A 24,180-nucleotide genomic window follows, 5' to 3' on the forward strand; every position below is an offset into this window, starting at 1 on the left:
ACAAGGACCCCCCGATGCTGGTGATCAAGGGCATCGTCAAACAGTTCCCCGGCGTGCGCGCGCTGGACGGCGTCGACCTCGACGTACGGGCCGGCGAGGTGCACTGCCTGCTCGGCCAGAACGGCGCGGGGAAGTCCACCCTGATCAAGGTCCTGGCCGGCGCGCACCAGCCGGACGAGGGCACCATCGTCTTCAACGGCGACCAGGTGCGCCCCGCCAGCCCCATCGACGCCATCAGGCTCGGCATCGCCACCATCTACCAGGAGCTCGACCTGGTCGACGGGCTCAGCGTGGCCGAGAACATCTTCCTCGGCCACGAGCCCGCCAAGCTCGGCTTCGTCAACCGCGCGGCGGCCAACAAGGCCGCCCGCGAGGTGCTCGAACGCCTCGGCCACGGCGAGATCCGGCCGTCCGCCGAGGTGGGCCGGCTGTCCCCGGCGGCCAAGCAGGTCGTGTCGATGGCGCGGGCGCTCTCCCACGACGCCCGGCTCATCATCATGGACGAGCCGTCGGCCGCCCTCGCCCACGACGAGGTCGGCAACCTCTTCAGGATCATCCGCGAGCTGACCGCCCAGGGCGTCGCCGTCGTCTACATCTCCCACCGCCTGGAGGAGATCCGCGAGATCGGCGACCGGGTCACGGTGCTGAAGGACGGCCGTACGGTCGCCGTCGGCCTGCCCGCCCGCGACACGCCCACCACGCAGATCGTCTCCCTCATGACCGGCCGCAACGTCGAGTACGTCTTCCCGCCGCGCGGCGGGCGCACCTTCGGCGAGGAGGTGCTGCGGGTGGAGAACCTGAACGCGCCGGGCGTCTTCTCCGGCGTGTCGTTCTCGGTACGGGCAGGCGAGATCGTGGGGCTGGCCGGGCTCGTCGGCTCGGGACGCTCGGAGATCCTGGAGGCCGTCTACGGAGCCCGCTCCGCCACCGGCCGCGTGCTGCTCGACGGGCGGCCGGCGGGACGCGGCGTGGTCGGCGCCGTACGGCGCGGCATGGGGCTCGCCCCCGAGGAACGCAAGGCCCAGGCCCTGCTCCTCGACCAGAGCGTCACCGCCAACATCACGCTCGGCAGCCTGCCCGGCTTCGCCAGGTTCGGCTGGCTCGACCGCAAACGGGAACGGGCCGAGGCCCAGCGCCTGTCCGAGATGCTGGACATCCGACCACCCGACCCCGAACGCCCGATCCGCACCCTGTCGGGCGGCAACCAGCAGAAGGCCGTACTGGCCCGCTGGCTGCTCGGCGGGCGCAAGCTCCTGCTGCTCGACGAACCCACCCGCGGCGTGGACGTGGGCGCGCGCGCCGAGCTCTACGCCGTCATCCACGACCTGGCCGAACGCGGCATCGGCGTGCTGCTGGTCTCCAGCGAGGTGCCCGAGGTGCTGGGCCTGGCCGACCGGGTGCTGGTGCTGCGCGAGGGGTCGGTCATCCACGAGGGCGACGCCGCGGAGCTCGACGAGCACCGCGTACTGGACATGATCATGAATGGGAGGGCGGCCTGATGAGCGAGCCCACGACGGACCGCCGCGCGGCGGGGGTGGCGGCGCTCGCGCCCACGCGCCGCCTGGGCGAGATGCGCCACCTCGGACTGCTGGTGGCGCTGGCGATCCTGGTGGTGGTCGGCCTGGTGACCCGGCCGGAGAACTTCGCCACCACCTCCAACCTGGTCAGCATCCTGTCGCTGGCCGCCACGATCGGCGTCATCACGGTCGGCGCGACGTTCGTCATCATCGGCGGCGGCATCGACCTGTCGGTGGGCGCGGTCATGGCGCTGGCCTCGGTCTGGGCGACGACGCTGGCCACGCAGGCGTACGGGCCATGGGTCATGGCCATCTGCGCGATCCTCGTCGGCACCGGGGCCGGGCTGGTCAGCGGATGGCTGATCGCCTACGGGCGGCTGGTGCCGTTCATCGCCACGCTGGCCATGCTCGTGGCCGCGCGCGGCCTGGCCCAGCGCATGTCGGACCGCAGGACGCAGCTCGTCCAGCCCGACAACGCCGCCCTCGTCGAGCTGTCGACCACGCGGGTGCTCGGCGTCCCGCTGCTGGTCTACATCTTCGCCCTGGTCGTGGCGCTCGGATGGGTGGTGCTCAACCGGACCACGTTCGGGCGGCGGACGTACGCGGTGGGCGGCAACCCCGAGGCCGCCCGACTGGCCGGCATCGACGTGCGCCGGCACACCATGCTGCTCTACGCGCTGTCCGGGCTGTGCTGCGGCATCGCCGCCATCCTCATCATGGCCAGGACCACCACAGGCTCGTCCACGCACGGCGATCTGTACGAGCTGGACGCCATCGCCGCCGTGATCATCGGCGGCACGCTGCTCACCGGGGGCCGGGGGACGATCATCGGCTCGATCCTGGGCCTGCTGATCTTCACCCTCATCACCAACCTGTTCATCCTCAACGGCCTCGACACCAGCGACCAGCTGATCGCGAAGGGCCTGATCATCGTCGTCGCCGTCCTTCTCCAGCGACGGAACTTGAAGGAGAGAGCAACATGAGTGAGAACGTCGCGCGCAGGGGATTCCTCGTCGGCGGGCTCGGCGGAGCCGCACTGCTCGCCGCCGGCTGCACCAGCAACGAGCCCGCAGCGGCGCCCAGCAGCGCCGCGGCGGCCCCCGCTCCCGCCGCGAGCGGCAACGACCAGCCCGGCACCAAGGTGACCATCGGCTTCTCCGCGCCGGCGGCCGACCACGGCTGGATCGCCGCGATCGCCAAGAACGCCGAGGCCACCGCCAAGCAGTACAGCGACATCGACTTCAAGCCGGTCGAGCCGACCAACGACATCAACCAGCAGATCTCCGCGGTCGAGTCGCTGATCGCGCAGAAGGTGAACGCGCTGGTCATTCTGCCCAACGACGGCCAGCAGCTCAACCAGGTCGCGCTGCAGGCCACCGCGGCGGGGATCCCGGTGATCAACCTGGACCGCGTCTTCCCCGACAAGCTGGCCTACCGTACGTGGATCGGCGGCGACAACTACGGCATGGGCGTGGCCGCCGGCCACTTCATCGGCAAGCAGCTCAAGGACAAGGGCGTGTCGAACCCGGTGATCGTCGAGATCCAGGGCATCGCCACGCTGCCGCTCACCCAGGACCGCAGCAAGGGCTTCGCCGACGCGCTGAAGACCTACGGGTTCAGCGTGACGGCCAAGCAGGACGCCAAGTTCACGGTGGAGACCGGCAACCAGGTGGCGACGTCGCTGCTGCAGGCGCACAAGAAGATCGACGCCATGTGGAACCACGACGACGACCAGGGCGTGGGCGTGCTCGCCGCGATCAAGGAGGCGGGCCGCGACGAGTTCATCATGGTCGGCGGCGCCGGCTCGCTGAACGCGATGAAGGAGATCCAGTCGGGCACCTCGGTGCTCAAGGCGACCGTCACCTACAGCCCTACCATGGCCTCTTCGGCGATCAGGCTGGCTCGCTTGGTCGCACAGGGGAAGGGCATGAGTGATCTCGTGGAGAACTCGGTGCCGCAGTCCATCACGCTCGCTTCCGAGACCATTACCAAGGACAACGTCGAGAAATACCTGGAACTCGGCTTCGAATCCTGATCGGGGGTTGCATGTCAGACAAGACCACCATTGGCGTGGGCATGATCGGGTACGCGTTCATGGGCCGCGTCCACTCCCAGGCCTGGCGGAGCGTGGGGGCCTTCTTCGACCTGCCGCTGGCGCCGCGCATGGCGGCGATCTGCGGCCGGTCGAAGGAGCGCACCGAGGCGGCCGCCGCGCAGCTCGGCTGGGCCGCCGCGGAGACCGACTGGCGCGCGCTGATCGAGCGGGACGACGTGCAGATCGTCGACATCTGCACGCCCGGTGACTCGCACGCCGAGATCGCCGTGGCCGCGCTCGCCGCCGGCAAGCACGTGCTCTGCGAGAAGCCGCTGGCCAACACCGTCGCCGAGGCGGAGGCGATGGTGCGGGCCGCCGCCGCCGCGCCGCCCTCGGTCAAGAGCATGGTGGCCTTCAACTACCGGCGGGTTCCGGCGATCGCGCTGGCCCGCCGGTACGTCGAGGAGGGCCGGCTCGGCGAGATCCGGCACGTGCGCGCCCAATACCTCCAGGACTGGATCGTCGATCCCGAGTTCCCGCTGGTGTGGCGGCTGCAGAAGGACAAGGCGGGCGCGGGCGCGCTCGGCGACATCGGCTCGCACATCGTGGACGCCGCCGAGTACGTCACCGGCCAGCAGGTCGTCGGCGTCTCGGGGCTGACCGAGACCTTCGTCAAGCGCCGGCCGCTCGCGGGCGAGTCGGCCGGGCTGGGCGCGTCGCGGGCCGAGTCCACCGGCGAGGTCACGGTCGACGACGCCGCGCTGTTCATCGGCCGGCTGTCGGGCGGGGCGCTCGCCTCGTTCGAGGCCACCCGGTTCGCCACCGGGCGCAAGAACGCCATGCGCCTGGAGATCAACGGCGGGCTCGGCAGCCTCGCCTTCGACTTCGAGTCGATGAACGAGCTGTGGGTCTCCGAGGGCGGCGGCGGGTTCGAGCGCATCCTGGTGACCGAGCCCGACCACCCGTACGCCGGCGCCTGGTGGCCGCCCGGCCACGGGCTCGGCTACGAGCACACCTTCACCCACGAGATCAAGGACTTCCTGGAGGCCGTCGCCACCGGCGCCGACCCGTCGCCGTCCTTCGCCGACGGGCTGCGGGTGCAGCGGGTGCTGGAGGCGGTCGAGCGCAGCGCGGCCGACGGCGGCCGTTACACGAACGTGGAGGATTGACGATGACGCGACCAGTCACGCTGTTCACCGGGCAGTGGGCGGACCTGCCGTTCGAGGAGGTGTGCCGGCTGGCGGCCGAGTGGGGCTACGACGGGCTGGAGATCGCCTGCTCGGGCGGCCACTTCGAGGTGGACAAGGCGCTCGCCGACCCCTCGTACGTCGAGCAGAAGCGCGCCCAGCTCGACAAGCACGGCCTGAAGGTGTGGACGATCTCCAACCACCTGGTGGGCCAGGCCGTCTGCGACCACCCGATCGACGAGCGGCACAAGGGCATCCTGCCGGCCCGCATCTGGGGCGAGGGCGACCCCGAGTCGGTGCGCCAGGCGGCGGCCGAGGAGATGAAGGACACCGCGCGGGCCGCCGCGCTGCTCGGCGTGGACACGGTCGTGGGCTTCACCGGCTCGTCCATCTGGCACACGGTCGCGATGTTCCCGCCCGTGCCCGCCTCGGTGATCGACGCCGGCTACCAGGACTTCGCCGACCGCTGGAACCCCATCCTCGACGTCTTCGACGAGGTCGGCGTGCGCTTCGCCCACGAGGTGCACCCGAGCGAGATCGCCTACGACTACTACACGACGGTCCGGGCGCTGGAGGCGGTCGGCAACCGGCCGGCGTTCGGGCTCAACTGGGACCCGTCGCACATGGTGTGGCAGGACATCGACCCGGTGAACTTCATCCTCGACTTCAAGGACCGCATCTACCACGTCGACTGCAAGGACACCCGCATGCGCGTCGGCGACGGCCGCCGCGGCCGGCTGTCGTCGCACCTGGCCTGGGCCGACATGCGGCGCGGCTGGGACTTCGTCTCGACCGGGCGCGGCGACGTGCCCTGGGAGGACTGTTTCCGGGCGCTCAACGCGATCGGCTACGACGGGCCGATCTCCATCGAGTGGGAGGACGCCGGCATGGACCGGCTGGACGGCGCGCGGGAGGCGGTGGGCTACATCCGTACGCTCAACTCCATCACGCCGCCGGCCACCGCCTTCGACGCGGCCTTCGCCACCGAGTGACACGCGCCGGTCCCGCCGGAGCGCTCCGGCGGGACCAGGTGCCCGTCCGTCAGTCGATCACGACGATCTGGCGCAGCACCTCGCCGCCGCGCAGGGCCGCCACGGCGTCGTTGAGGTCGGTGAGCCGGATCCTGGCGCTGATCATCGAGTCGAGGTCCAGCTTTCCGGCCTGGTAGAGCTTGGCGAAGTACGGGAAGTCGTGCCGCACGTCGGACTCGCCGTACAGGCTGGAGTGCAGGTGCTTGCCCTCGAAGAGCAGGCTGAAGGCCGAGACCGACCACATGTCGTCCATCGCGCCCGCGCCGACCACGATGACGTCGCCGCCGCGCCGGGTGATCTGCCAGGCGGTCTGGACGGTGGCGGCCTTGCCGACGACCTCGAAGCCGTAGTCGAAGCCGGCGCCGCCGGTCAGCTCGTTGATCGCGTCGGGGACCTGGTCGGGCGTCACGGCGTGGGTGGCGCCGACCTTCTTGGCCAGCTCGTGCTTGGACTCCAGCGGGTCCACGGCGAGGATCGTCCTGGCGCCGGAGACGCGGGCGCCCTGGATGACCGAGAGACCGACGCCGCCGCAGCCGATCACGGCGACCGTGGAGCCGGGGCGCACCTTGGCGGTGTTGATCGCCGCGCCGACGCCGGTCGTGATGCCGCAGCCGATGAGGGCCGCCGCCTCCCACGACACCTCCGGGTCGATCTTGATCGCGCCCTGCCAGGGCACGATGATCTCCTCGGCCCAGGTGCCGCAGCCCGCCATCCCGAACGCCGTCGTGTCGCCGCCCAGCCGGAACCGGCCGTTGCTGAACGACTCGATCATGAACTTGGTGCACAGGTAGGGCTGCCCGCCCAGGCACAGGTCGCAGGCGTGGCAGGCGGGCGACCAGTTGATGACGACGTGGTCGCCGGGCTGGAGGTTGTCGACGTGCTCGCCCACTTCGACCACCTCGCCCGCCCCTTCGTGGCCGGGGACGAGCGGCACGGGCTGCGGCAGCACCCCGGACATGGCGGACAGGTCCGAATGGCAGACGCCGGTGGCCTTGATCCGTACGCGCACGTCCGCCGGGCCCACGGGCGCCAGCGTCACGTCGTCGCGGATCTCCAGCTTGTCGTTGCCTACGGCGGTCAGGATTGCGGCACGCATGGGGCGTTCCTCCTCGGCGGTGGACCTATTCCTCGATGGAGAGGGCGGCTTTGGGGCAGGAGCGGACCGCGTGGCGGACGCGGTCGTGCAGCTCGGGGGGTGGCTCGGGAAGCAGGATGTGGAGCTGGTCGTCGTCGTCGAGGTCGAAGACCTCCGGCGCGAGGCCCATGCACACGGCGTTGGCCTCGCAGACCAGCTCGTCCACCTTGATTTTCACGACAACCTCCTGTGGTCCCATGAGACCACTTTGGTGCGTTCGACGACGTACGCGATCCGCTTGCGGCCGGTCTGCTCGACGTACGGGCGGAGCAGCTCGTCGGCCACCCCGGGGGTCATGCGGCGGGCGACGAGCATGCCGATGTCCATGATCCGGTCGGGGTCGTCGATCCGCTCGGCCTTGCCGTACAGCAGGACGCCGCGGAGCTCGGCGTAGTCGTCGCCGGCCTCGATGAGGCAGCTCACACGGGGGTCGCGGGCCAGGTTGCGGGCCTTCTGGGCCTTGCCGTAGGTCCAGAAGGCGATGCGGCCGTCGTCGAGGCCGTAGAACATGGTCACCAGGTGCGGCGTGCCGTCGGGGTTGATCGTCGCGAGCTGCAGCTTGCGCGAGCCCTCCAGGAGGGCGGCCACTTCCTCGTCCGACATCGCGATGCGAGCGCGCTGATTCACGTGGCCAGTAGAACAGGTTCCAGAAGTGGGCTGCAAGAGGCTCCTGGAATGTTGTTCGGTTCGGCTAGGGTGGCCTTCCATGTCGATGCCGCCGGAGCTGCTCCACGCAGCCAAGCACGCCAAGGGGTTCATGCCGCTCGCCGAAGGGCTGGCCCTCTACGAAGCGGCCCGTCAGTACGGCGCGCTCGGCCCGATCTGCGAGATCGGCACCTACTGCGGCAAGTCCGCCGTCTACCTCGGCGCCGCCGCCCGCGAGACCGGCTCCGTCGTCGTCACGGTCGACCACCACCGCGGCTCGGAGGAGATCCAGCCCGGCTGGGCCCACCACGACCCCACCCTCGTGGACCCCCGCTTCGGCAAGATGGACTCCCTGCCGACCTTCCGCGCCACGATCGCGGCCGCGGGCCTGGAGGAGGAGGTGATCGCGGTCGTCGGGCGCTCCGAGCGTGTGGCCGCGCTGTGGAACACGCCGCTCGGCATGCTGTTCATCGACGGCGGCCACTCCGAGGAGCCGGTCACCCGCGACTACGAGGGCTGGGCGCCGCACGTCCGGGAGGGCGGGGCGCTGGTCTTCCACGACATCTATCCCGATCCGGCCGACGGCGGTCAGGCGCCCTACCGGGTCTACCTGCGGGCGCTGGAGTCCGGAGCGTTCCAGGAGAAGTCCGTGGAGGGCTCGCTGCGCGTGCTGGAGCGCGTGGCGCCGGGCATCTGACTCTCCGCACGGCGCCGGCCCGTCCGGGCCCGCTCAGGCGCTCTGGCGGCGCCGGGTGCGGGTCCACGACTGGCGGATCCGGGCCTGCCAGCCGCGGAAGTCGTCGTGTGTGCGGGCCTCGTGGCCGAGCTCGATGAGCGCCTGGTCGGTCCAGGACGCCGCCTCCTCGGCGTCGGCGCCCACCAGGACGGCCGCCGCCTGCCCCGTGTGCTCGGGCAGCGGGCCCGAGCACAGCCGGGCGGCCACCGCGAGGGCGCATCCCTGCGCCAGATGGGCGCGGAAGCCGTCGGCCGAGGCGTGCTCGGCCAGCCACCGCAGCTCCTCGGGCTCGGCCCCGCCCGTGTACGCGGCCGCGAACCCCGCTCCGCTCCACAGGTCCGCCCGCCGTACGGCGGGGAACCCGGCGATCCTGGCCGCCACGTCGTCGGGCGCGGCGCAGTCGTGGTACCATAGCAGCCGCCCCAGCCCCTGGTCGAAGGCCGCGCAGTGGGCCCGGGTCAGCAGGTCGGGCATGACCCGCTCGCCCACGAGCCGGTCGGTCCTGGCGAGGGAGCGCTGGAAGCCGAAGCCGTCCACCGCCAGCCAGCGCAGCAGCGGGTGGGTCAGGCGCGCGCCGCGTACCGGCCGCAGCCGCAGCAGCGCGTAGCCGCGTCCGGCCCCCAGGTAGGCGGCGTGGCGGTGGTGCCGGGCGGGGCCGGCGAGCAGCTCGTGAAGGCGCCGGCCCCGTGAGAGCGTGAGCAGGTCGAGTACGGTGCAGGCGGCGGCCGCCCCCTCGTAGCCGAAGGGCCGCCGGTCCGCCGGAACCTCCTCGACCTTCTCCACTTCTTTCGACATCACCGCATTGAAGCCGAAAATGTATGACTTCTCGGCTTCCGAGAAGACCGTTCGAGCCGGTCCGGGCCTGAGCCGGAATCTCCGCCGGCTCAGATCGGACTCCAGTGGATCCTTGGTCAAGAACCTTCGCAGTCTCTTCGCCGGCGTCAGTGTCGGCTCGATCCCGGCCTGGTCCAAGAACGAAGTTGTGCCCGTGTCGCCCACGCTTCCCCCGAAGACGCCTCGTACGGCCACTCACGAAGCTAGTGACCCCAATGCGGCCCTCACCGGCGGCACACCGGGCGTCCGGGGCAAAGAAGCGGCAAAAGCGCTTGCCTAGGGGGTCTCCCGCTCGGCCGCCTGCGGGGGGACGCGGATGCCGGCCGCGCAGCCGCACACGTCGGGATCGAACGTCGCCGTACGCTCCACGTCGCGGAACAGCCCGGAGCCGGGGGACAGCTCCATGAGCGCGTCGGCCGCGAGGACCACCGCCGCCGCCGTGTAGCCGGAGCGCTCGTGCGGGAAGTGCTTGCGGTTCACGAACTGCCAGCCCGTCCAGTACGAGCCGTCCTCGTGCCGCAGGTGCTGCATGTCGGAGAAGAGCCGCGCGGCCCGCTCGCGGTCGCCGATCGCGTCCAGCGCCAGCACCAGCTCACACGTCTCGGCCCCGGTCACCCACGGCTGGTCGGAGACGCACCGGATGCCGAGCCCCGGCACCACGAACGTCGCCCACTCCTGCTCCAGCAGCTCGAACGCCTCCTGCCCGCGCACCGCGCCGCCGAGCACCGGGTAGTACCAGTCCATCGAGAACCGGCTCTTGTCGGCGAACGCCTCGGGATGCGCGCCCAGCACATGCGCCAGCCGGTCGGCGGCCAGCTCCCAGTGCGGCTGCGGATCGCCCAGGAGGTCGCCGAGCAGCACCCCGCAGCGCAGCCCCTGGTGGATGGAGGAGCAGCCGGTGAGCAGCGCGTACGACGAGGGCCTGCCCCGCGCGTCACGCTCCCAGACGATCTCGCCGCGCTCGGTCTGCAGCCCCGCCACGTAGTCGAGCGCGGCCTTGACCATGGGCCAGGACTCCTCGGTGAAGGCCCGGTCGCCGGTGACGAGGTGATGGTGCCAGACGCCTACCGCGACGTAGGCGGCGTGGTTGGTCTCGCCGCCCAGCTCCACGCCGGCGCCGTCCACCAGCTTCATCGGCCAGGAGCCGTCGGCGCGCTGGTGGCGGGCCAGGTAGGCGTAGCCGCGCCGGACCGGCTCGGCGAGGCCCGCGACCGTCATGGCCATCAGGCACTCGACGTGGTTCCAGGCGTCCACATGCCCCTCGGGCCACGGGACGCCGCCGTCCTCCTGCTGCAGCGCGGCGATGCTCTCGGCCGTGCGCACGACCTCCGCTCGGGAGATCATGGCTTCTTGACGTAGAGGACCACGCTCTTGCCGATGATCGGGTTGAGCACGGCCTCGGCGATCTGGGTGACGGCCGGGCGCTTCATGATGTCCCAGACCAGCAGCTCGTGGTACGCCTTGGCGAGCGGGTGGTCGTCGTTGTTGACGCCGACCGCGCACTTGATCCACCAGTAGGGGGAGTGCAGGCCGTGCGCGTGGTGGTGCGGGCCGATCTCGAAGCCGGTGGACTTGAGCTTGGCCGACAGCTCGGCGAGCGTGTAGATGCGTACGTGGCCGCCCGGCGCGGTGTGGTACGCCTCGTCCAGCGCCCAGCAGATGCGCTCGGGCAGGAAGCTCGGCACGGTGATCGCGGCGGTGCCGCCCGGCTTCAGCACGCGGAAGATCTCGGCCATGGCCGCCATGTCGTCGGGGATGTGCTCCAGCACCTCGGCCGCGATCACCCGGTCGAAGCTGTCGTCCTCGAACGGCATGTCCAGCGCCGTGCCCTGGACGGTGCGGCCGCTCGCGTCCGGCGGCACCTCGCCCGCCTTGTCCATCGCCGCGAACATGTTCGCCACGTTGTCCAGCTCCGCCTGGTCCATGTCGAAGGCGATCACGTCCGCCCCGCGACGTAGCACCTCGAAGGCGTGCCGGCCGCCGCCGCAGCCCAGGTCGAGCACGCGCACGCCGGGGCCGACGGGCAGCCGGGCGAAGTCCACGGTCAGCACTGGTGGTCTCTCCTCGCGATCAGTGTGATCAGTGTGGGGCTGGGGGTCAGGGGCGGTGTGCGGCGATGGCCTCGTGGTAGGCCTCGACCGTGCGCTTGGCCACGACGTGCCAGGTGTAGCGCTCCATGACGCGGTCGTAGCCCGCCCTGCCCACCCGCTCGCGCTCCTCGGGGGAGTCGTGCAGGCGGCGCAGCGCGGCGGCCAGCTCCTCGGCGTCGCCGGGCGGCACCTGTACGGCCGCGTCGCCGACGACCTCGGGCAGCGCCCCGGTACGGCTGGCGATCAGCGGCGTGCCGCAGGCCATGTGCTCGACGGCGGGCAGCGAGAAGCCCTCGTACAGCGACGGCACGACCGAGATCTCCGAGGTGGCGATCAGCTCGCCCAGCTCGTCGTCGGAGATGCCGTGCACGAAGCGCACCCGCTCCTGCAGCGACAGCTCCTGGACGAGCTGCTCGGTGGGCCCGCCCGGCGTGGGCTTGCTGACCACGGTGAGGTTGACGTCGCGCTCGGTGGACAGCTTGGCGACCGCCCGCAGCAGCGTGGCCACGCCCTTCATGGGGGAGTCGGCGCTCGCCACGGCCACGATCGAGCCCTTGCGCTTCGGCTTGTCCGGGCGCGGGTGGAAGTAGCGGGTGTCCACGCCGAGCGGGATCAGCCGCAGGTTGGCCTGGGGGACGTTGAAGTCGCGGTGGATGTCGGCGAGCGAGGACTCGCTGACGGTCAGGATCGGGCTGAGCCGGGGCGCGACGCGCGACTGCATCTTCACGAACCCGTACCAGCGGCGCATCGTGAGCTTCTTCACACCCTGGGCGGCCTCCAGCTCGATGCGGCGGTCCACGCTGATGGGGTGGTGGATGGTGCCGACCACCGGGAACAGCTTCTGGATGCCGAGCAGGCCGTAGCCGAGGGTCTGGTTGTCCTGGACCACGTCGAAGTCGCCGACCCGCTTCTTCAGCTCGCGCAGGGCGCGCAGCGTGAACGTCAGCGGTTCGGGGAACCCGGCGGTCCACATCGTGCCGACTTCCAGCAGGTCGATCCAGTCGCGGTACTCGTGCAGCTTGGGGGTGCGGAACGGGTCCTCGTCGCGGTAGAGGTCGAGGCTGGGCACCTCGCGCAGGATGACGCCCTCGTCCAGCTCGGGGTAGGGCGGGCCGGAGAACACCTCGACGTGGTGTCCGAGCGCGACCAGCTCGCGGCTCAGGTGGCGGAGGTAGACACCCTGACCGCCACAGGTGGGCTTGCTGCGGTAGGACAGCAGCGCGATCCGCAGCGTTCGCTCCCGCACGGACACCCCTTTCTCCGCCGGTAGGCGCCTGAGATCAGTTGAATGTGACCTTAGCCCGAGAAGGCTACCATTCGGTAGGTCACCGAGAATTGCTCACATTCGTCCTTGCAGGCCGTGCGACATGCGACGTTACGGTAACCGAACGTGGTTCTGTGGAACACGTTCTAGGTCGGGCTGCTGCTCTTTCGGGGTGCATAGCGGTACATTCCGTCCCAACGGGATTGCGTGACGCGAAGTTGGAGGACCCTTGGCCAGGCGCGCTCTGATCACCGGCATCACCGGCCAGGACGGTTCCTATCTGGCGGAGCACCTGCTGGAGCAGGGGTACGAGGTCTGGGGCCTCGCCCGAGGCCAGGCCAACCCGCGCGTCTCACGCGTGCGCAGGCTGCTGTCGGACGTCCAGGTCGTCCGCGGCGACCTCCTCGACCAAGGGTCGCTCATCTCCGCCGTGGAGCGGGTCCAGCCCGACGAGGTCTACAACCTGGGGGCGATCTCGTTCGTGCCCATGTCCTGGGAGCAGGCCGAGCTCACCGCCGAGGTCACCGGGATGGGCGTGCTGCGCATGCTGGAGGCGATCCGGGTGTGCTCGGGCGTCTCGCGCGGCGGCGCCTCGGCGGCCTCCGGGCAGATCCGCTTCTACCAGGCGTCGTCCTCCGAGATGTTCGGCCAGGTCAGCGAGACCCCGCAGAACGAGCGCACCTCCTTCCACCCGCGGTCGCCGTACGGGGTGGCCAAGGCCTACGGGCACTTCCTCACCCAGAACTACCGCGAGTCGTACGGCATGTTCGCCGTCTCCGGCATCCTGTTCAACCACGAGTCGCCGCGGCGCGGGGCGGAGTTCGTCACCAGGAAGGTCTCGCTCGGCGTGGCCAGGATCAAGCTCGGCCTCGCCGCCGAGCTGCGGCTCGGCAACCTGGAGGCCAGGCGCGACTGGGGGTACGCCGGCGACTACGTCCGGGCCATGCACCTCATGCTGCGGGCCGACAGACCCGAGGACTACGTGATCGGCACCGGGCGGATGAAGTCGGTGCGCGAGCTGGCCGAGGCCGCCTTCACCGCCGCCGGGCTCGACTGGGAGCGGTACGTCGTCACCGACCAGACGCTGCACCGGCCCGCCGAGGTGGACCTGCTGTGCGCCGACCCGAAGAAGGCGCGCAACCAGCTCGGCTGGGAGCCGACGGTGTCGTTCGACGAGCTGGTGGCCATGATGGTCGAGGCCGACATGAAGCTGCTCACCGACGGCGGCGACCCCGACCAGGAAGGCTCCTGGCCCTAAGTCCGCCCTGCCTCCCGGTAGGCGCCCGGGGTGAGCCCGAAACAGCGGACGAACCAGCGGGTCAGGTGGCTCTGGTCGGTGAAGCCCGTGGCCGCCGCCGCCTCGCCGATCGGTACGCCGTCCGCGATCAGCGTACGGGCCCGGCGCAGCCGGAGCAGGCGCTGGTAGTCGCTGGGCGGCATGCCGTACCGCGCCACGAAGGCCCGGTACACCGCGAACCTGCTGCCGCCCGTCGCCCGCGCCAGCTCCTCGGCGGTCGGGTCGTCGAGCAGGTGGTCCTCCAGGAACCCGCGCGCCCGCGCCGCGATCGCCGCTGACGTCCCGCGGGCCTTCGGCGGGTCCGGCGGGGCCTGCGTCGCCGCCGCCCTGACCAGGCGGGCGACCGTGACGGCGAGCAGCTCGTCGCGGCGCAGGGCCGTCGCGGCCGGGTCCAGGAGCGCCCGGTGGAAGGCGCGCAGCGCGCCCGCCGCCGCCGCGTCCGCCACCAGCGGTGCGGCGAACAGGGGGAGCGGCCCCCTGCGGCCCGTCGCGTCCGCCAGCGCCTCCGTCACCAGACCGGGACCGATGTGCACGATCCGGTAGGTGAAGCCGAGCGCGTCGGCGGCGTGGCCGTCGTGCGGGTCGTCCGGGTTGAACGCCATCACCATGCCGGCCGCGCTCGTGTGCGCCGCGCCGCGGCAGGTGAACGACTGGGCGCCGGTCTCGGTCACGCCGAAGGAGTAGGTGTCGTGGCTGTGGCGGTGGTAGACGTGCCGTTCGAAGTGGGCGTACATGGCCTCCAGCGGCCGCCGCCCGGCCCGCCAGTACCGCGCCCAGTCCCCTCCCACGTCCCCAATCTTCCTCGCGTCGCCCATTGACAAAGAGCATTTTTACGTAAAGGATTGTTTTTGCGATGAGAGACATCCTGTACCTGGAAGCCATCGAGCAGGCCGAGGCGCTGCTCAAGCCGCAACGCGTCGAGGTGCTGCGGCAACTCGCCGAGCCTCGCACCTGCTCGGAGGTGGCCGCAGTCCTGGGCCAGACGCCGCAGCGCGTCTACTACCACGTGAAACGCCTCGTCGAGGCGGGCCTCGTGGACCAGGTCGCCGAGCGCAAGGTCCGGGGGATCTCCGAGGGGATCTACCAGGCCGGCGCGCGGTCGTACTGGCTGTCGCCACGGCTGGTCGGCCGCATCGGCGGCCTGCGCCGGGCCCGCGACGAGCTCAGCCTCGGCTACCTCCTGGATCTCATGGAGGAGGTCCAGGAGGACATCGCGGCGCTCGACCGCACCGCGCCCGAGCTGCCCTCCGTCGGCCTGTCCGGCGAGATCCACCTACGGACCGAGCAGCGCCAGCAGTTCCTCACCGAGCTGCGGACGATGCTCCAGGACCTGTTCACCCGCTACGGCGGCGCCGAGGGCGACGCCTTCAAACTCGCCGTGGCCTGCTACCCGAAGACCGACGACAGTCGAGGAGACGATGACGATGACCGACGACCTGCAGACGCCTGAGCCCGCCGCCCCCATGCTGCTGCGCGCCCGCGTCCCGGCCCCGATCGCACGGGTCCGCAAGGCGCTGACCGACCCCGCCGAGCTGCGCGTCTGGCTCGCCGAGCAGGCCGAGGTGGACCTGCCCGCCGGACGCTACGCCTTCTGGGGCCCCACCACGCCCGAGGGCGACGCGCCGCACCAGCGGTTACTGCACGCCGACGACCGCGCCGTCCGCTTCGCCTGGATTCTGGACGGTGAGGAGACCACCACCGAGTTCGCCCTTGATCCCGACGGCCCGGTCGCCACGTTCGTCACGTTGTCCCAGAGCCACTTCGACTTCCAGGACGTCATCACGGGCAAGAGCATCCGGGGCGTGCTGCAGACGTACTGGTGCCTGGCCCTCGCCAACCTGGCCGAGCACCTGGAGGGGCGCGAGCTGACGCCGCGGGTCGACTTCACCTCGCCCGAGCTGCGCGCCGAGGCCGTCGTGGACGCCTCGCCGGCGGACGTGTTCGCCTCGCTGATCGACAGCGACGCGGTGACGAAGTGGTTCGGGTACCCGATCGAGATCGAGCCGTACGTCGGCGGGCGCTTCGCCATGGGCGGCCTGGCCAACGACCCGAGCCCGGCCAAGGTGCTGGAACTGGTGCCCGAGCGTACGTTCTCGGTCGACTGGGGCGACAACGGCGTCGGGACGTGGGAGCTGGAGGGCAGCGGCGGACGTACGCGGCTGACGCTGGTGCACAGTGGCTTCGACGCCGAGCGGCCGCCGTACGCGTCGTGGGGCGGCATCGTGGCGGGGCTGGCGGAGCTGCGGCGCTACCACGAGGTGCCGGACTGGCGTCCGATCCTGGAGTCGGCGTAAGGGCTGGTGTTCGGGGCTGGGGCGCACGAGCGTACAAGACGGCAGGCCCCCGATCGGGGACGCTCGGGGGCCATGCGTTTCGATACGAAGATCGCCATCGTGGTACGCGACGACCTGGCCGTCTGGCAGCGCCTCAACGTGACCGCCTTCCTGGCGAGCGCGGTGGCGGGAGGGGTGCCGGAGACGATGGGGGAGCCGTACGCGGACGGGTCGGGCGTCGCGTACCTGCCGATGTTCCGCCAGCCGGTGCTCGTGTACGAGGGCGGGCCGGCGCAACTGCGCGGGATCCGCGAGAAGGCGATCGGGCGGGGGATGGACGTGGCCGTCTACATCGAGGAGATGTTCAAGACGGGCCATGACGCGGACAACCGGGCGGCGGTGCGGGCCGTGGCGAGCGACGAGCTGCCGCTGGTCGGCCTGGCCGTCCACGGCCCCCGCAACGCCCTCGACAAGACCCTGAAGGGCCTGTCCCTGCACCCCTGACCGCAGGGTTGTCCACAGAACCCCGCTCGGCCGCTCGCCCGCCCGCCCCAGCCGCCATCCTGACCCCATGAACCACCCCCACCCACCAGAGCCTCCACCTACCTCGCCACCCGAAAGCCCACTGACCGACCGGACCCGCCAAATCACCCGAGCCATTCCACAAGCCACCGCCTGCCGCCAGACCGCCGCCCACATCTGGGACCTCGACGTCCTCCCCACCCGGACCGGCGACGACTGGCCGGTCGAACTCATAGCCCCAGGCCACCTTGCCATCCCAGGCTGCGTGACCTACCTGGCGCCGCTGCCGGACGACGACATCACCATGCACAGGGGCGTCCGCCTCACCACGATGGAACGTACGGCCCTCGACTGCGCCCGCCACCTCCCCCGCATGGAGGCGGTGGCGATCCTCGACCAGTTCGCCCGCAAAGGGCTCGACCTGGAGGTGTTGTGGCACCGCCCGCTCAACTCCTGGCAGCTGCGCGACACCCTCAGCCTGGCCGACCGTGGAGCCGCCTCCCCGAGGGAGAGCTGGCTCCGCGTGATCCTCGTCGAGGGCGGTCTCCCCAGACCCTCCACCCAGATCAGGGTCGACCTGGGCGACGACCACCATGCCTACCTCGACCTGGGCTGGGAGACGTTCAAGGTCGCCGTCGAGTACGACGGCCAGGAACATCACACCTCACCCGCCGACCGCCGACGCGACACCGACCGCCGCGAGGAGCTCCGCCGCCGCGGCTGGCGCGTGATCGCCGTACGCCGTGACGTCATCCCCGGCCAGATCGCCGACCTCCTCCACCACGTCGCGGACGCCCTGATCGAACGCGGCTGGCACCCCGCCCCGGAAACCACGACCCGCATACTCCGGGCTATCCGCGCCGCCCGCCGCCGCTCCTCCCAAGGCAGCAGGCGCCGCCACCGAAACCCCGACAGCGACTGGACATCCTGGTAACGACAGGCACGGGGAACGCGAGCACACAATCGGCCCATAGACGTATGGACCCGCACACCGTTGTAGGGATCGAGACACGCGAGAGGGCCGACCCCGAAAGGCAGGCCCTCTCGTGACCGCTCAAAAGTCGAACTCTCCCTGTGACACGCCGTCTTTGAAAGCGGCCTGCTCCGAGGCGGGTGAAGACCAGGGCAGGCCCACTGCGATCCTTGCTGTGCGGGCCTGGGCCGGCACGCCGTCGATGTCCACGACCACCTCGCCGGCCGCATTCGGCGGCGCGCCACCGGCGTTCGAACTTCCAGACCCGCTGCCGGACTTCGGAGCGTGCCCGCCGGGTCGCCGTGAGCGCGCGGGGACCGGCCGCGGCGAGAACGTCGACCAGCCGGAACACCGTCGGGTCGGAGGGACCGGGCCGATCAGGTGGGGCTAGGCCCGCAGCATGGCCACGTCGGAAGGCAGTCCCAGCCCAGCCAGGCCACTCAGGCGTGAGGTGGCGCGTCACAGCGCGATGCGGACGGTCTTGACCTGGGTGTAGGTGTCGAGTCCTTCCAGGCCGCCTTCGCGGCCCAGGCCGGACTGCTTGTAACCGCCGAAGGGGAGGTTGCCGGTGCTCATCTCGGCCCAGGTGTTGATCCAGACGGTGCCGGCCTCGATGGCTGCGGCCATGCGGTGTGCGGTGGTGAGGTTGGTGGTCCACACGGAGGCGGCCAGTCCGTAGTCGGTGTCGTTGGCCTGGGCGATGGCGTCGCCGATGTCGGTGAAGGTGGTGATCACGCCGACGGGGCCGAAGATCTCCTCGCGGACGACGCGCATGTCGGGGCGGACGTCGTCGAGGAGGGTGGGGGCGAAGAAGTATCCGTGGTCACCGAAGCGCCCGCCGCCGGTCACCACGTTCGCGCCCTCCTCGCGGGCGATGTCGAGGTAGGAGTTGACGCGGTCGAACTGCGCCTTGGTGGAGAGCGGTCCCACCAGCGTGCCCTGGGCGAGCGGGTCGCCCGGGGTGAATGCCTCCATCGTCTTCAGCAACTTCTCGACGAACTCCTCGCAGATGCTCTCCTCGACGAACACCCGTGATCCGGCGACGCAGGCCTGTCCCGCGTTACCCAGGAAGCCGGCCGCCACGCCGCGGGCCGCGACGTCAAGGTCGGCGTCGGCGAAGACGACCGACGGCGACTTGCCGCCCAGTTCGAGCGTTACGCGCTTGAGCGTGTCGGTGGCCTGGCGCTGGACCAGCTTGCCGGTCGCGGTCGACCCGGTAAAGGCGATCTTCGCGACACCGGGGTGCGTGACCAGCGCCTGGCCTGCCTCGGCGCCCAGGCCGGTGACGACGTTCACGACACCGGCCGGCAGGTCGGTGCCGGCCAGCAGTTCGGCCAGGCGCAGCGTGCTCAGCGAGGCGGTCTCGGCCGGCTTGAGCACGACGGTGTTACCGGCGGCCAGGGCCGGGGCGAGCTTGCCGGGCAGTTGGCCCATCGGACCGTTCCAGCCCCAGATGATGCCGACGACACCGAGGGGCTCCTTGCGGGTGTAGGCCATGCGGTCCTTGCCTGCGGGAACGCTCACGCCGGACAGCTTGGTAGGCCAGCCCGCGTAGTAGCGGAAGACCTCACTCGCCTCGGCCAGCATGTGTGCGGTCAGCATGCGGGGTGCGCCCATGTTGACCGAGTCGATGGTGGCCAGTTCGTCGGCGTGCTCCTCGATGACGTCGGCGATCTGGTTCAGGATCCGGCCCCGCCGGTCGGGGCTCATGTCCGCCCAGGCGGGATCGGTGAACGCCGCGCGCGCGGCGTTCACCGCGGCGTCGACGTCGGCTGCCTCGCCGCGCGGCACGCTGGCCAGCGCCTCCTCGGTGGCCGGGTCGGTGTTCGGCAGCGTTCGTCCGGAGACTGCGGCGACCTGCCGGCCTCCGATCCACATCATCCGCTCCCCGGCCCGTACGAACGCGGGGATGTCACGGCGGGCGGTGTCGGCGACGGGCGGGACGCTCACAGTTGCAGTCATGGTTGTTCCTCTCCTGGTGTCCCGATCAGCAGATCCGTCCTAAACGGATTGCCTATCCATTTAACGTAACGGACAGGCTATCCGTTTGCAAGAGGAAATGAGAAGGCTATCCGGTACGCTGAGGTGAGGTGCTGGACGCCAGAGGAAGGAAGCATCCGCCGTGAGCGCTGAGCCCGCCCCTGCCCGACGTGCTGACGCCGAGCGCAACCGGTCGAAGATCATCGCGGTCGCCCGCGAGGCCTTCGCCGAACCCGGTGCCGCACCGTCGATGGCCGAGATCGCCCGACGTGCCGGCGTCGGCATGGCCACGCTCTACCGCAACTTTCCCGGCAGACTCGAACTGGTCGAGGAACTCTTCCGCAACACCGTCGACGACATTTGCCAAGCGGCCGAATCCGTCAGTGGCGACACGCCTGGCGAGGCCTTCTTCGCCTGGCTCATGCGCTTCCACGCCATCGGCGCCCGCAAAGGACCTCTCGCCTCCGTCCTCCTCTCCGAATCCGCCAATGGCACCCCCATCCTCCGCGCCAGCCGCTCCCGCACAATCGCGGCCGGCGAACCCCTTTTCCGCGCCGCGCAACGCAGCGGAGAAGTACGCGACGACGTCTCTCTCGGGCAGATCCTCGACGGCCTCGTCGCGCTCGCCGGCATCGACAACAGCCCGGACTTCCCCGGCGCCCTGATCCGCATCCTGCTCGACGGTCTGCGTCCGAATCCGCACACTACGGGCGGATCGCCGACTGCCAGTGAAGGCATGGACATCCCCACGACCACAAGAAGGAGCGAGTGATTGGCGGCCGTCTCTCCGTAAGACCCCACGCCTACCTGCACCGCCGCAGGATCCGCTGCTTGGGCGTCGAGGCAGGGGCCCAGGATCCCTGACAGTCCGCACCCGCGACCAGCGCTTTCACAACGGGTAGAGGGGCTTGCCCGGCTGCGCTTCTACACCTGGAGAGTGTTTCCTTCCAAGCAGCGGACAGGACCCGGACAAGCCCTCCATCGTTGCAGGTCAGAGCTGCTCTCCACTCGCTCGATCAAGTCCCGGAGAGGCTGGCTCGTGAAAGCCCGAGGCGGAGGCTGTTGTGGGCACTTTCATGAGCCGCAGCAGATCAGACGCCGTCGGTGATGCGGTCGAAGTGGAACGGGCAGTGGGTGCCGCCCATGCCGATCGTGGTGCGGCGTTCGAAGCGGAAGCCGTGTCTGCGCGGCGCGATGGCCTCGATCCAGTTGGCGTCGAACGCGCACATGGCCGGGGTCAGCTCCGGTGCCCCGTTGGCGACGAGGACGTCGTGATAGAAGCACCGGCGCACGTCGAGGTGATAGCGCTCGTCGTCGTCCACGGGCCGCTCGAAGACGAACCCCTTGCCGAACGCGTGCTCCTCCCGCGACTTGCTCATCTCCACCATGGCGCGGAAGGCGTCCGGCGCCTGGTCCAGCATGGCCCGGGTGCCCTCCTTCATGGCGTCCCCGAACGGCTCGACGAACGCCGCCTGGACGGCGGCGATGGCCTGGTGCCTGCCGAGCCTGGGCCGGAGGATCTCGTAGGCGGCGACCAGCGCCAGGGTCAGGCGCAGGTTGTGCCGCGCGGGCTCGTCGACGATCCGCGACTGGTTCGCGGCTTCGAGCTCGTCCTGACGCGCCCGCATGGCGGCCGTGAGGTCGGCGTCCGTCGTGGCCAGGCGCTCGTAGAAGGCGTCCAGCAGCAGCGTGGTGTCGCGATCGGGGTCGGGGACGTAGTCGCCGCCGGCGAGCCCGAACTGGTCGGTGGACATGATGGTCGGTCCTTTCGGTGTACGGCTCGGCGCGTACACGTCCAGGACCCCGCGCGGAGGCGTGACCGGACGTGCTCGCGACCAAGCGAGCACGCCAGCGCACTCCACCGACCGACCGGCGCTGACTAGCTGTGTGTGATATTTCGTACGAAGTCTGGCACGGCCGCGACGATCACGTCCACCTGCCTGCCTCTAGAAGAAGGCCGGCGGCCCGGATCGAGAGTCGTCGGCAGGATTGGCTTTCCGCGGCTTGGCGGGCCTATGTCTGGACGCCCGGTACGCATCGACCGACTTGCGAGAAGATCGCCAAACGCCATCGGGGCCCTGAACCGCGTTGAGGCGCCCGCGTTGGGCAGCCTGGCGTAGGGCGTGGATGCTGAACTCCTCGTCGACCAGCGCGGCGAGGGGCACGAGCCTGGCGGGGCCGGCGACGTTGGGGACGATGAAGCGGTTGAGGTTGTCTTCCATGGCGCGAGCGATGAGTTCCCCCAACGCTCCGTAGTCGCCGGCATCAGCCCGGCGGAGGGCGGTGAGGTAGCTCTCGCGCTGTCTCTTCAGCACAATGATCGGCGGGTAGCCGAGACGTACCAGGATGAGGTTGAGCACAAGGCGACCGGCCCGTCCATTGCCGTCTATGAACGGATGGATGCGCTCAAAGGAGTTGTGGATCTTAGCGAGTTCCTCCGGCAGCGGGTGGCCGATGTCCTCCTTGGCCTCCAGCTTTCTGCCCAGCTCGCAAACATCGTCCGCCCACCCTTGGATCTCGCTGGCGACGAGCGTCCAGGAAGGCGGCGTCATTCCCTCGGCGAATGGGTGGATGTCGTGTTCACGGAAGTTCCCGGGCCCTTCGCGGTCAGAGGCCTCGGGGTGCGGATCGATGTCCCAGACAGGGGTCATGGCCGTGTGATGGATGTGGCGTAGCTCGTTGAGGCTGAGCAAGTGGCCGTCATTCCATACCTCGGGTTCCAGCGCTTGGCCGTAGACCCATTTGGCGGCGTCCGCGTAGCCTTTGACCTCGTTGTACTCGCGGAGGGGCTTGGCACCCACTGCTCGTCCCTGATCGAGCAGTGCCTGCACCTCCTTGAGCACCAGGGTGTTGCCCTCAAGAGCGGTCGAGTGATGGGCCTCAAGGTGCCAGATGTCGGACCAGATCTCTTGGGCTTCGGTAGGGCTGGGCAGGCCGCCGAGGCGCTGGTTGAGTTCCTGGATGGCACGGTCAAGTCGTTCGTAGACTGTGGCCCGGCTCGGACGACCTCTCCCTGCCACTGAATCCCCTGTGTAGACGCCGAATTCCAAGTTTGATAAGCCGATCCTAGACCTAATTGAACTAATCAAACTCGACGTTCGGTGACGCACCACACACGCAACGTCTTGGGCGAGCCGCATGAGCGGGCCCTTGGCCGTCATTTTTCTGGTCAAGGGCGCTGTCTGCTGCTCGACCCGGTGTCCCGGAGCGAGCCGGGTGGGAGCGAAGGGGGCAGGTGGCCCGGTCAGCTGATGGTGACGGGGAGTTCCTTGATGCCGTTGATGAAGTTGGAGCGGAGGCGGCTGGCCGGGCCGGACTGGGCGAGGCGGGGGCGGCGGCGGGCCAGTTGTTCGAACAGGACCCGGAGTTCGAGCTTGGCCAGGTGGTTGCCCAGGCAGAAGTGGGCGCCGCCGCCGCCGAAGCCGATGTGCGGGTTGGGGCTGCGGCCGATGTCGAAGACCTCGGCGTCCGGGAAGACGGAGGCGTCGCGGTTGGCGGAGCCGTAGAAGACGACGACCTTGTCGTCGGCCTTGATGGGCTGGCCGCCGATCACCTGGTCGCAGGTCGAGGTACGGCGGAAGAGGTTGACGGGGGAGACCCAGCGGACGATCTCGTCGGCGGCCGTCTTGGCCATCGTGGGGTCGGCGACGAGGCGGTCCCACTGGTCCGGGTGGTCGAAGAAGGCGAGCATGCCGCCCGAGGCCGCGTTACGGGTGGTCTCGTTGCCGGCGACGATGAGGAGGAGGACGAACAGGTCGAACTCGCTCTCGTCGAGTGTCTCGCCGTGCTCGTCGGGCTGCAGGAGTTTGGTGACGATGTCGTTCCTGGGGTTGGCCTTGCGCTGCGCCGCGAGCTGGTTGGCGTAGGCGTAGACCTCCATGGCGGCGTCGGGGCCCTCGCCCGGCGCGTCGGCGTAGTCGGGGTCCTGGGCGCCGATCATGCGGTTGGACCAGGCGAAGAGCTTGTCGCGGTCGGAGACGGGCGCGCCGAGCAGCTCGCAGATGACGTAGAGGGGCAGGGGGGCGGCGACCTCGGTGACGAAGTCGATCTCGCCCGTGCACTTGTCGAGGAGGTCGTCGCAGATGTCGCGGATGTGCTCTTCGAGGGCGTTGATGGTGCGCGGGGTGAAGCCCCGGTTGACCAGCGAACGGCGCCGGGTGTGCTCCGGCGGGTCCTGGTTGAGCATCATGAGCCGCTGAAGGGCGATCTGCTCCTCCTCCAGCTCGTCGAAGAGCGCGAGCCTGCGGTGGGAGGAGAAGAGGTCGGAGTGGCGCGAGATGTGGACCACGTCGTCGTAGCGCGTGACGGCCCAGAATCCGGGCTCGCCGTCGTGCCAGTGGACGGGGGAGTTGGCGCGCAGCCAGGCGAACTGCTCGTGTGGTGGTCCAGCGGTCGCGTAACGGTCCCTGTCGACGAGGTCGATGTGCACCCGGATCACCCTCTTGATCAAGCGCTTGGTTAAGTGGTACTGGAACGTGTTCTATTACGTGACTGTACGACCGTCAAGGAGCCAGGGCGAGCCAGCAGGAGCGACGTCCGATGTCTGTGTTGCGGGCACGTATCCTGTGCGTGAACCGGGTCATCGGGGCGATATGGCCGGTTCGTGTCGTGAGCGATGATGTTCGCGCAGTATGTCCAGGTCACAGATCGGATGTTTCCAC

At 70.0% G+C, this 24,180-nt stretch carries 25 protein-coding genes; 12 read left to right on the forward strand and 13 right to left on the reverse strand.

The features are described 5' to 3' along the window. Positions 1-14 precede the first annotated feature (14 nt). The 5 genes from SMD20_RS37365 to SMD20_RS37385 are packed head-to-tail and all read left to right on the forward strand — an operon-like array spanning position 15 to position 5,731. Positions 15-1,499, forward strand: coding sequence for a sugar ABC transporter ATP-binding protein (locus SMD20_RS37365; RefSeq protein WP_329590308.1), 1,485 nt, complete (start codon positions 15-17; stop codon positions 1,497-1,499). Continuing rightward, positions 1,499-2,500, forward strand: a complete 1,002-nt coding sequence (locus SMD20_RS37370) for an ABC transporter permease (protein ID WP_329590311.1) — start codon at positions 1,499-1,501, stop codon at positions 2,498-2,500. Before SMD20_RS37365 ends, SMD20_RS37370 begins: the two co-directional genes overlap by 1 nt. Continuing rightward, entirely contained in the window at positions 2,497-3,552 is a 1,056-nt protein-coding gene (locus SMD20_RS37375) for an ABC transporter substrate-binding protein (RefSeq protein ID WP_329590313.1), read from the forward strand. The genes SMD20_RS37370 and SMD20_RS37375 overlap by 4 nt, the downstream gene beginning before the upstream one ends. Positions 3,553-3,563: 11 nt before the next feature. Continuing rightward, positions 3,564-4,721 (forward strand): Gfo/Idh/MocA family protein, encoded by a 1,158-nt coding sequence (locus SMD20_RS37380; protein WP_329590314.1) that lies wholly within the window; start codon positions 3,564-3,566, stop codon positions 4,719-4,721. A gap of 2 nt (positions 4,722-4,723) precedes the next feature. Next, positions 4,724-5,731 carry a sugar phosphate isomerase/epimerase family protein gene (locus tag SMD20_RS37385; RefSeq protein ID WP_329590315.1) on the forward strand — a complete coding sequence of 336 codons (1,008 nt, stop codon included), beginning with the start codon at positions 4,724-4,726 and terminating at the stop codon, positions 5,729-5,731. A gap of 49 nt (positions 5,732-5,780) precedes the next feature. Here the strand turns inward: SMD20_RS37385 and SMD20_RS37390 are convergent, their stop codons facing one another. Genes SMD20_RS37390 through SMD20_RS37400 form a run of 3 tightly spaced genes read right to left on the reverse strand, consistent with a single transcriptional unit; the run spans position 5,781 to position 7,532 of the window. Continuing rightward, complete coding sequence (locus SMD20_RS37390) at positions 5,781-6,866, reverse strand: Zn-dependent alcohol dehydrogenase (RefSeq protein WP_329590316.1); 1,086 nt, start codon at positions 6,864-6,866, stop codon at positions 5,781-5,783. Positions 6,867-6,891: 25 nt separating this feature from the next. Next, positions 6,892-7,083 (reverse strand): ferredoxin, encoded by a 192-nt coding sequence (locus SMD20_RS37395; RefSeq protein ID WP_329590318.1) that lies wholly within the window; start codon positions 7,081-7,083, stop codon positions 6,892-6,894. After that, positions 7,080-7,532 carry a pyridoxamine 5'-phosphate oxidase family protein gene (locus tag SMD20_RS37400; RefSeq protein ID WP_091078693.1) on the reverse strand — a complete coding sequence of 151 codons (453 nt, stop codon included), beginning with the start codon at positions 7,530-7,532 and terminating at the stop codon, positions 7,080-7,082. Before SMD20_RS37400 ends, SMD20_RS37395 begins: the two co-directional genes overlap by 4 nt. Before the next feature lie 85 nt (positions 7,533-7,617). Between SMD20_RS37400 and SMD20_RS37405 the strand changes: the two genes are divergently transcribed. Further along, the gene (locus SMD20_RS37405) at positions 7,618-8,247 is read left to right on the forward strand and encodes a class I SAM-dependent methyltransferase (protein WP_329592807.1); all 630 of its coding nucleotides are present in this window, start codon (positions 7,618-7,620) and stop codon (positions 8,245-8,247) included. Positions 8,248-8,280: 33 nt separating this feature from the next. On the opposite strand, the gene SMD20_RS37410 is transcribed toward SMD20_RS37405, so the two are convergent. The 4 genes from SMD20_RS37410 to SMD20_RS37425 form a co-directional block, all read right to left on the reverse strand. Beyond that, complete coding sequence (locus SMD20_RS37410; protein ID WP_329590321.1) at positions 8,281-9,315, reverse strand: DUF1702 family protein; 1,035 nt, start codon at positions 9,313-9,315, stop codon at positions 8,281-8,283. 81 nt (positions 9,316-9,396) lie between these two features. Further along, positions 9,397-10,464 (reverse strand): prenyltransferase, encoded by a 1,068-nt coding sequence (locus SMD20_RS37415; RefSeq protein ID WP_329590323.1) that lies wholly within the window; start codon positions 10,462-10,464, stop codon positions 9,397-9,399. Beyond that, on the reverse strand, positions 10,461-11,171 hold the full coding sequence (locus tag SMD20_RS37420) for a class I SAM-dependent methyltransferase (protein WP_329590325.1): 711 nt from the start codon (positions 11,169-11,171) through the stop codon (positions 10,461-10,463). The genes SMD20_RS37415 and SMD20_RS37420 overlap by 4 nt, the downstream gene beginning before the upstream one ends. Before the next feature lie 46 nt (positions 11,172-11,217). Continuing rightward, positions 11,218-12,462 carry a glycosyltransferase family 4 protein gene (locus SMD20_RS37425; protein ID WP_329590326.1) on the reverse strand — a complete coding sequence of 415 codons (1,245 nt, stop codon included), beginning with the start codon at positions 12,460-12,462 and terminating at the stop codon, positions 11,218-11,220. Positions 12,463-12,703: 241 nt separating this feature from the next. On the opposite strand from SMD20_RS37425, the gene SMD20_RS37430 reads away from it, so the two are divergent. Beyond that, positions 12,704-13,732 (forward strand): GDP-mannose 4,6-dehydratase, encoded by a 1,029-nt coding sequence (locus SMD20_RS37430; protein ID WP_329590329.1) that lies wholly within the window; start codon positions 12,704-12,706, stop codon positions 13,730-13,732. On the opposite strand, the gene SMD20_RS37435 is transcribed toward SMD20_RS37430, so the two are convergent. Beyond that, complete coding sequence (locus SMD20_RS37435; RefSeq protein ID WP_329590331.1) at positions 13,729-14,559, reverse strand: AraC family transcriptional regulator; 831 nt, start codon at positions 14,557-14,559, stop codon at positions 13,729-13,731. The genes SMD20_RS37430 and SMD20_RS37435 overlap by 4 nt on opposite strands. A gap of 65 nt (positions 14,560-14,624) precedes the next feature. On the opposite strand from SMD20_RS37435, the gene SMD20_RS37440 reads away from it, so the two are divergent. The 4 genes from SMD20_RS37440 to SMD20_RS37455 all read left to right on the forward strand — a co-directional run bounded on the left by SMD20_RS37440 (position 14,625) and on the right by SMD20_RS37455 (position 17,500). Continuing rightward, positions 14,625-15,221, forward strand: a complete 597-nt coding sequence (locus SMD20_RS37440; RefSeq protein ID WP_329590333.1) for a helix-turn-helix domain-containing protein — start codon at positions 14,625-14,627, stop codon at positions 15,219-15,221. After that, positions 15,196-16,065, forward strand: coding sequence for an SRPBCC domain-containing protein (locus SMD20_RS37445; RefSeq protein WP_329590335.1), 870 nt, complete (start codon positions 15,196-15,198; stop codon positions 16,063-16,065). Before SMD20_RS37440 ends, SMD20_RS37445 begins: the two co-directional genes overlap by 26 nt. A 72-nt stretch (positions 16,066-16,137) precedes the next feature. Then, on the forward strand, positions 16,138-16,548 hold the full coding sequence (locus tag SMD20_RS37450) for a DUF2000 domain-containing protein (protein ID WP_329590337.1): 411 nt from the start codon (positions 16,138-16,140) through the stop codon (positions 16,546-16,548). 283 nt (positions 16,549-16,831) lie between these two features. Then, a complete protein-coding gene (locus SMD20_RS37455) occupies positions 16,832-17,500 on the forward strand; it encodes a DUF559 domain-containing protein (protein ID WP_329590339.1) in 669 nt (222 codons plus the stop codon). A gap of 120 nt (positions 17,501-17,620) precedes the next feature. Here SMD20_RS37455 and SMD20_RS37460 read toward each other — a convergent pair whose 3' ends face one another. Together SMD20_RS37460 and SMD20_RS37470 are read right to left on the reverse strand one after the other, a co-directional pair. Then, positions 17,621-17,749, reverse strand: a complete 129-nt coding sequence (locus SMD20_RS37460; RefSeq protein WP_329592869.1) for a hypothetical protein — start codon at positions 17,747-17,749, stop codon at positions 17,621-17,623. 249 nt (positions 17,750-17,998) lie between these two features. Next, on the reverse strand, positions 17,999-19,501 hold the full coding sequence (locus tag SMD20_RS37470; protein ID WP_329590341.1) for an aldehyde dehydrogenase family protein: 1,503 nt from the start codon (positions 19,499-19,501) through the stop codon (positions 17,999-18,001). A 160-nt stretch (positions 19,502-19,661) separates the two neighbouring features. Between SMD20_RS37470 and SMD20_RS37475 the strand changes: the two genes are divergently transcribed. Continuing rightward, positions 19,662-20,291: a TetR/AcrR family transcriptional regulator gene (locus SMD20_RS37475; protein ID WP_329590343.1), complete on the forward strand. Its 630-nt coding sequence runs from the start codon at positions 19,662-19,664 to the stop codon at positions 20,289-20,291. Positions 20,292-20,610: 319 nt separating this feature from the next. Here the strand turns inward: SMD20_RS37475 and SMD20_RS37480 are convergent, their stop codons facing one another. From SMD20_RS37480 to SMD20_RS37490, 3 genes are all read right to left on the reverse strand, one after another. Next, positions 20,611-21,273 carry an L-2-amino-thiazoline-4-carboxylic acid hydrolase gene (locus SMD20_RS37480; RefSeq protein WP_329590345.1) on the reverse strand — a complete coding sequence of 221 codons (663 nt, stop codon included), beginning with the start codon at positions 21,271-21,273 and terminating at the stop codon, positions 20,611-20,613. A 192-nt stretch (positions 21,274-21,465) separates the two neighbouring features. Next, complete coding sequence (locus SMD20_RS37485; RefSeq protein WP_329590348.1) at positions 21,466-22,569, reverse strand: Fic family protein; 1,104 nt, start codon at positions 22,567-22,569, stop codon at positions 21,466-21,468. 194 nt (positions 22,570-22,763) lie between these two features. Then, positions 22,764-23,948: a cytochrome P450 gene (locus SMD20_RS37490; RefSeq protein WP_329590350.1), complete on the reverse strand. Its 1,185-nt coding sequence runs from the start codon at positions 23,946-23,948 to the stop codon at positions 22,764-22,766. Positions 23,949-24,180 lie beyond the last annotated feature (232 nt).

Source organism: Nonomuraea sp. LP-02 (genome assembly GCF_036289125.1).
Taxonomy (GTDB): Bacteria; Actinomycetota; Actinomycetes; order Streptosporangiales; family Streptosporangiaceae; genus Nonomuraea; species Nonomuraea bangladeshensis.

Excerpts from the sequence above, each read along its gene's own strand:
- SMD20_RS37375 (WP_329590313.1), top strand. The coding sequence starts at position 2,497 with ATGAGTGAGAACGTCGCGCGCAGGGGATTCCTCGTCGGCGGGCTCGGC.
- SMD20_RS37450 (WP_329590337.1), top strand. The coding sequence starts at position 16,138 with ATGCGTTTCGATACGAAGATCGCCATCGTGGTACGCGACGACCTGGCC.
- SMD20_RS37385 (WP_329590315.1), top strand. The coding sequence starts at position 4,724 with ATGACGCGACCAGTCACGCTGTTCACCGGGCAGTGGGCGGACCTGCCG.
- SMD20_RS37365 (WP_329590308.1), top strand. The coding sequence starts at position 15 with ATGCTGGTGATCAAGGGCATCGTCAAACAGTTCCCCGGCGTGCGCGCG.
- SMD20_RS37480 (WP_329590345.1), bottom strand. The coding sequence starts at position 21,273 with ATGTCCACCGACCAGTTCGGGCTCGCCGGCGGCGACTACGTCCCCGAC.
- SMD20_RS37405 (WP_329592807.1), top strand. The coding sequence starts at position 7,618 with ATGCCGCCGGAGCTGCTCCACGCAGCCAAGCACGCCAAGGGGTTCATG.
- SMD20_RS37440 (WP_329590333.1), top strand. The coding sequence starts at position 14,625 with ATGAGAGACATCCTGTACCTGGAAGCCATCGAGCAGGCCGAGGCGCTG.
- SMD20_RS37470 (WP_329590341.1), bottom strand. The coding sequence starts at position 19,501 with ATGACTGCAACTGTGAGCGTCCCGCCCGTCGCCGACACCGCCCGCCGT.
- SMD20_RS37370 (WP_329590311.1), top strand. The coding sequence starts at position 1,499 with ATGAGCGAGCCCACGACGGACCGCCGCGCGGCGGGGGTGGCGGCGCTC.
- SMD20_RS37415 (WP_329590323.1), bottom strand. The coding sequence starts at position 10,464 with ATGATCTCCCGAGCGGAGGTCGTGCGCACGGCCGAGAGCATCGCCGCG.
- SMD20_RS37390 (WP_329590316.1), bottom strand. The coding sequence starts at position 6,866 with ATGCGTGCCGCAATCCTGACCGCCGTAGGCAACGACAAGCTGGAGATC.
- SMD20_RS37445 (WP_329590335.1), top strand. The coding sequence starts at position 15,196 with ATGACCGACGACCTGCAGACGCCTGAGCCCGCCGCCCCCATGCTGCTG.
- SMD20_RS37380 (WP_329590314.1), top strand. The coding sequence starts at position 3,564 with ATGTCAGACAAGACCACCATTGGCGTGGGCATGATCGGGTACGCGTTC.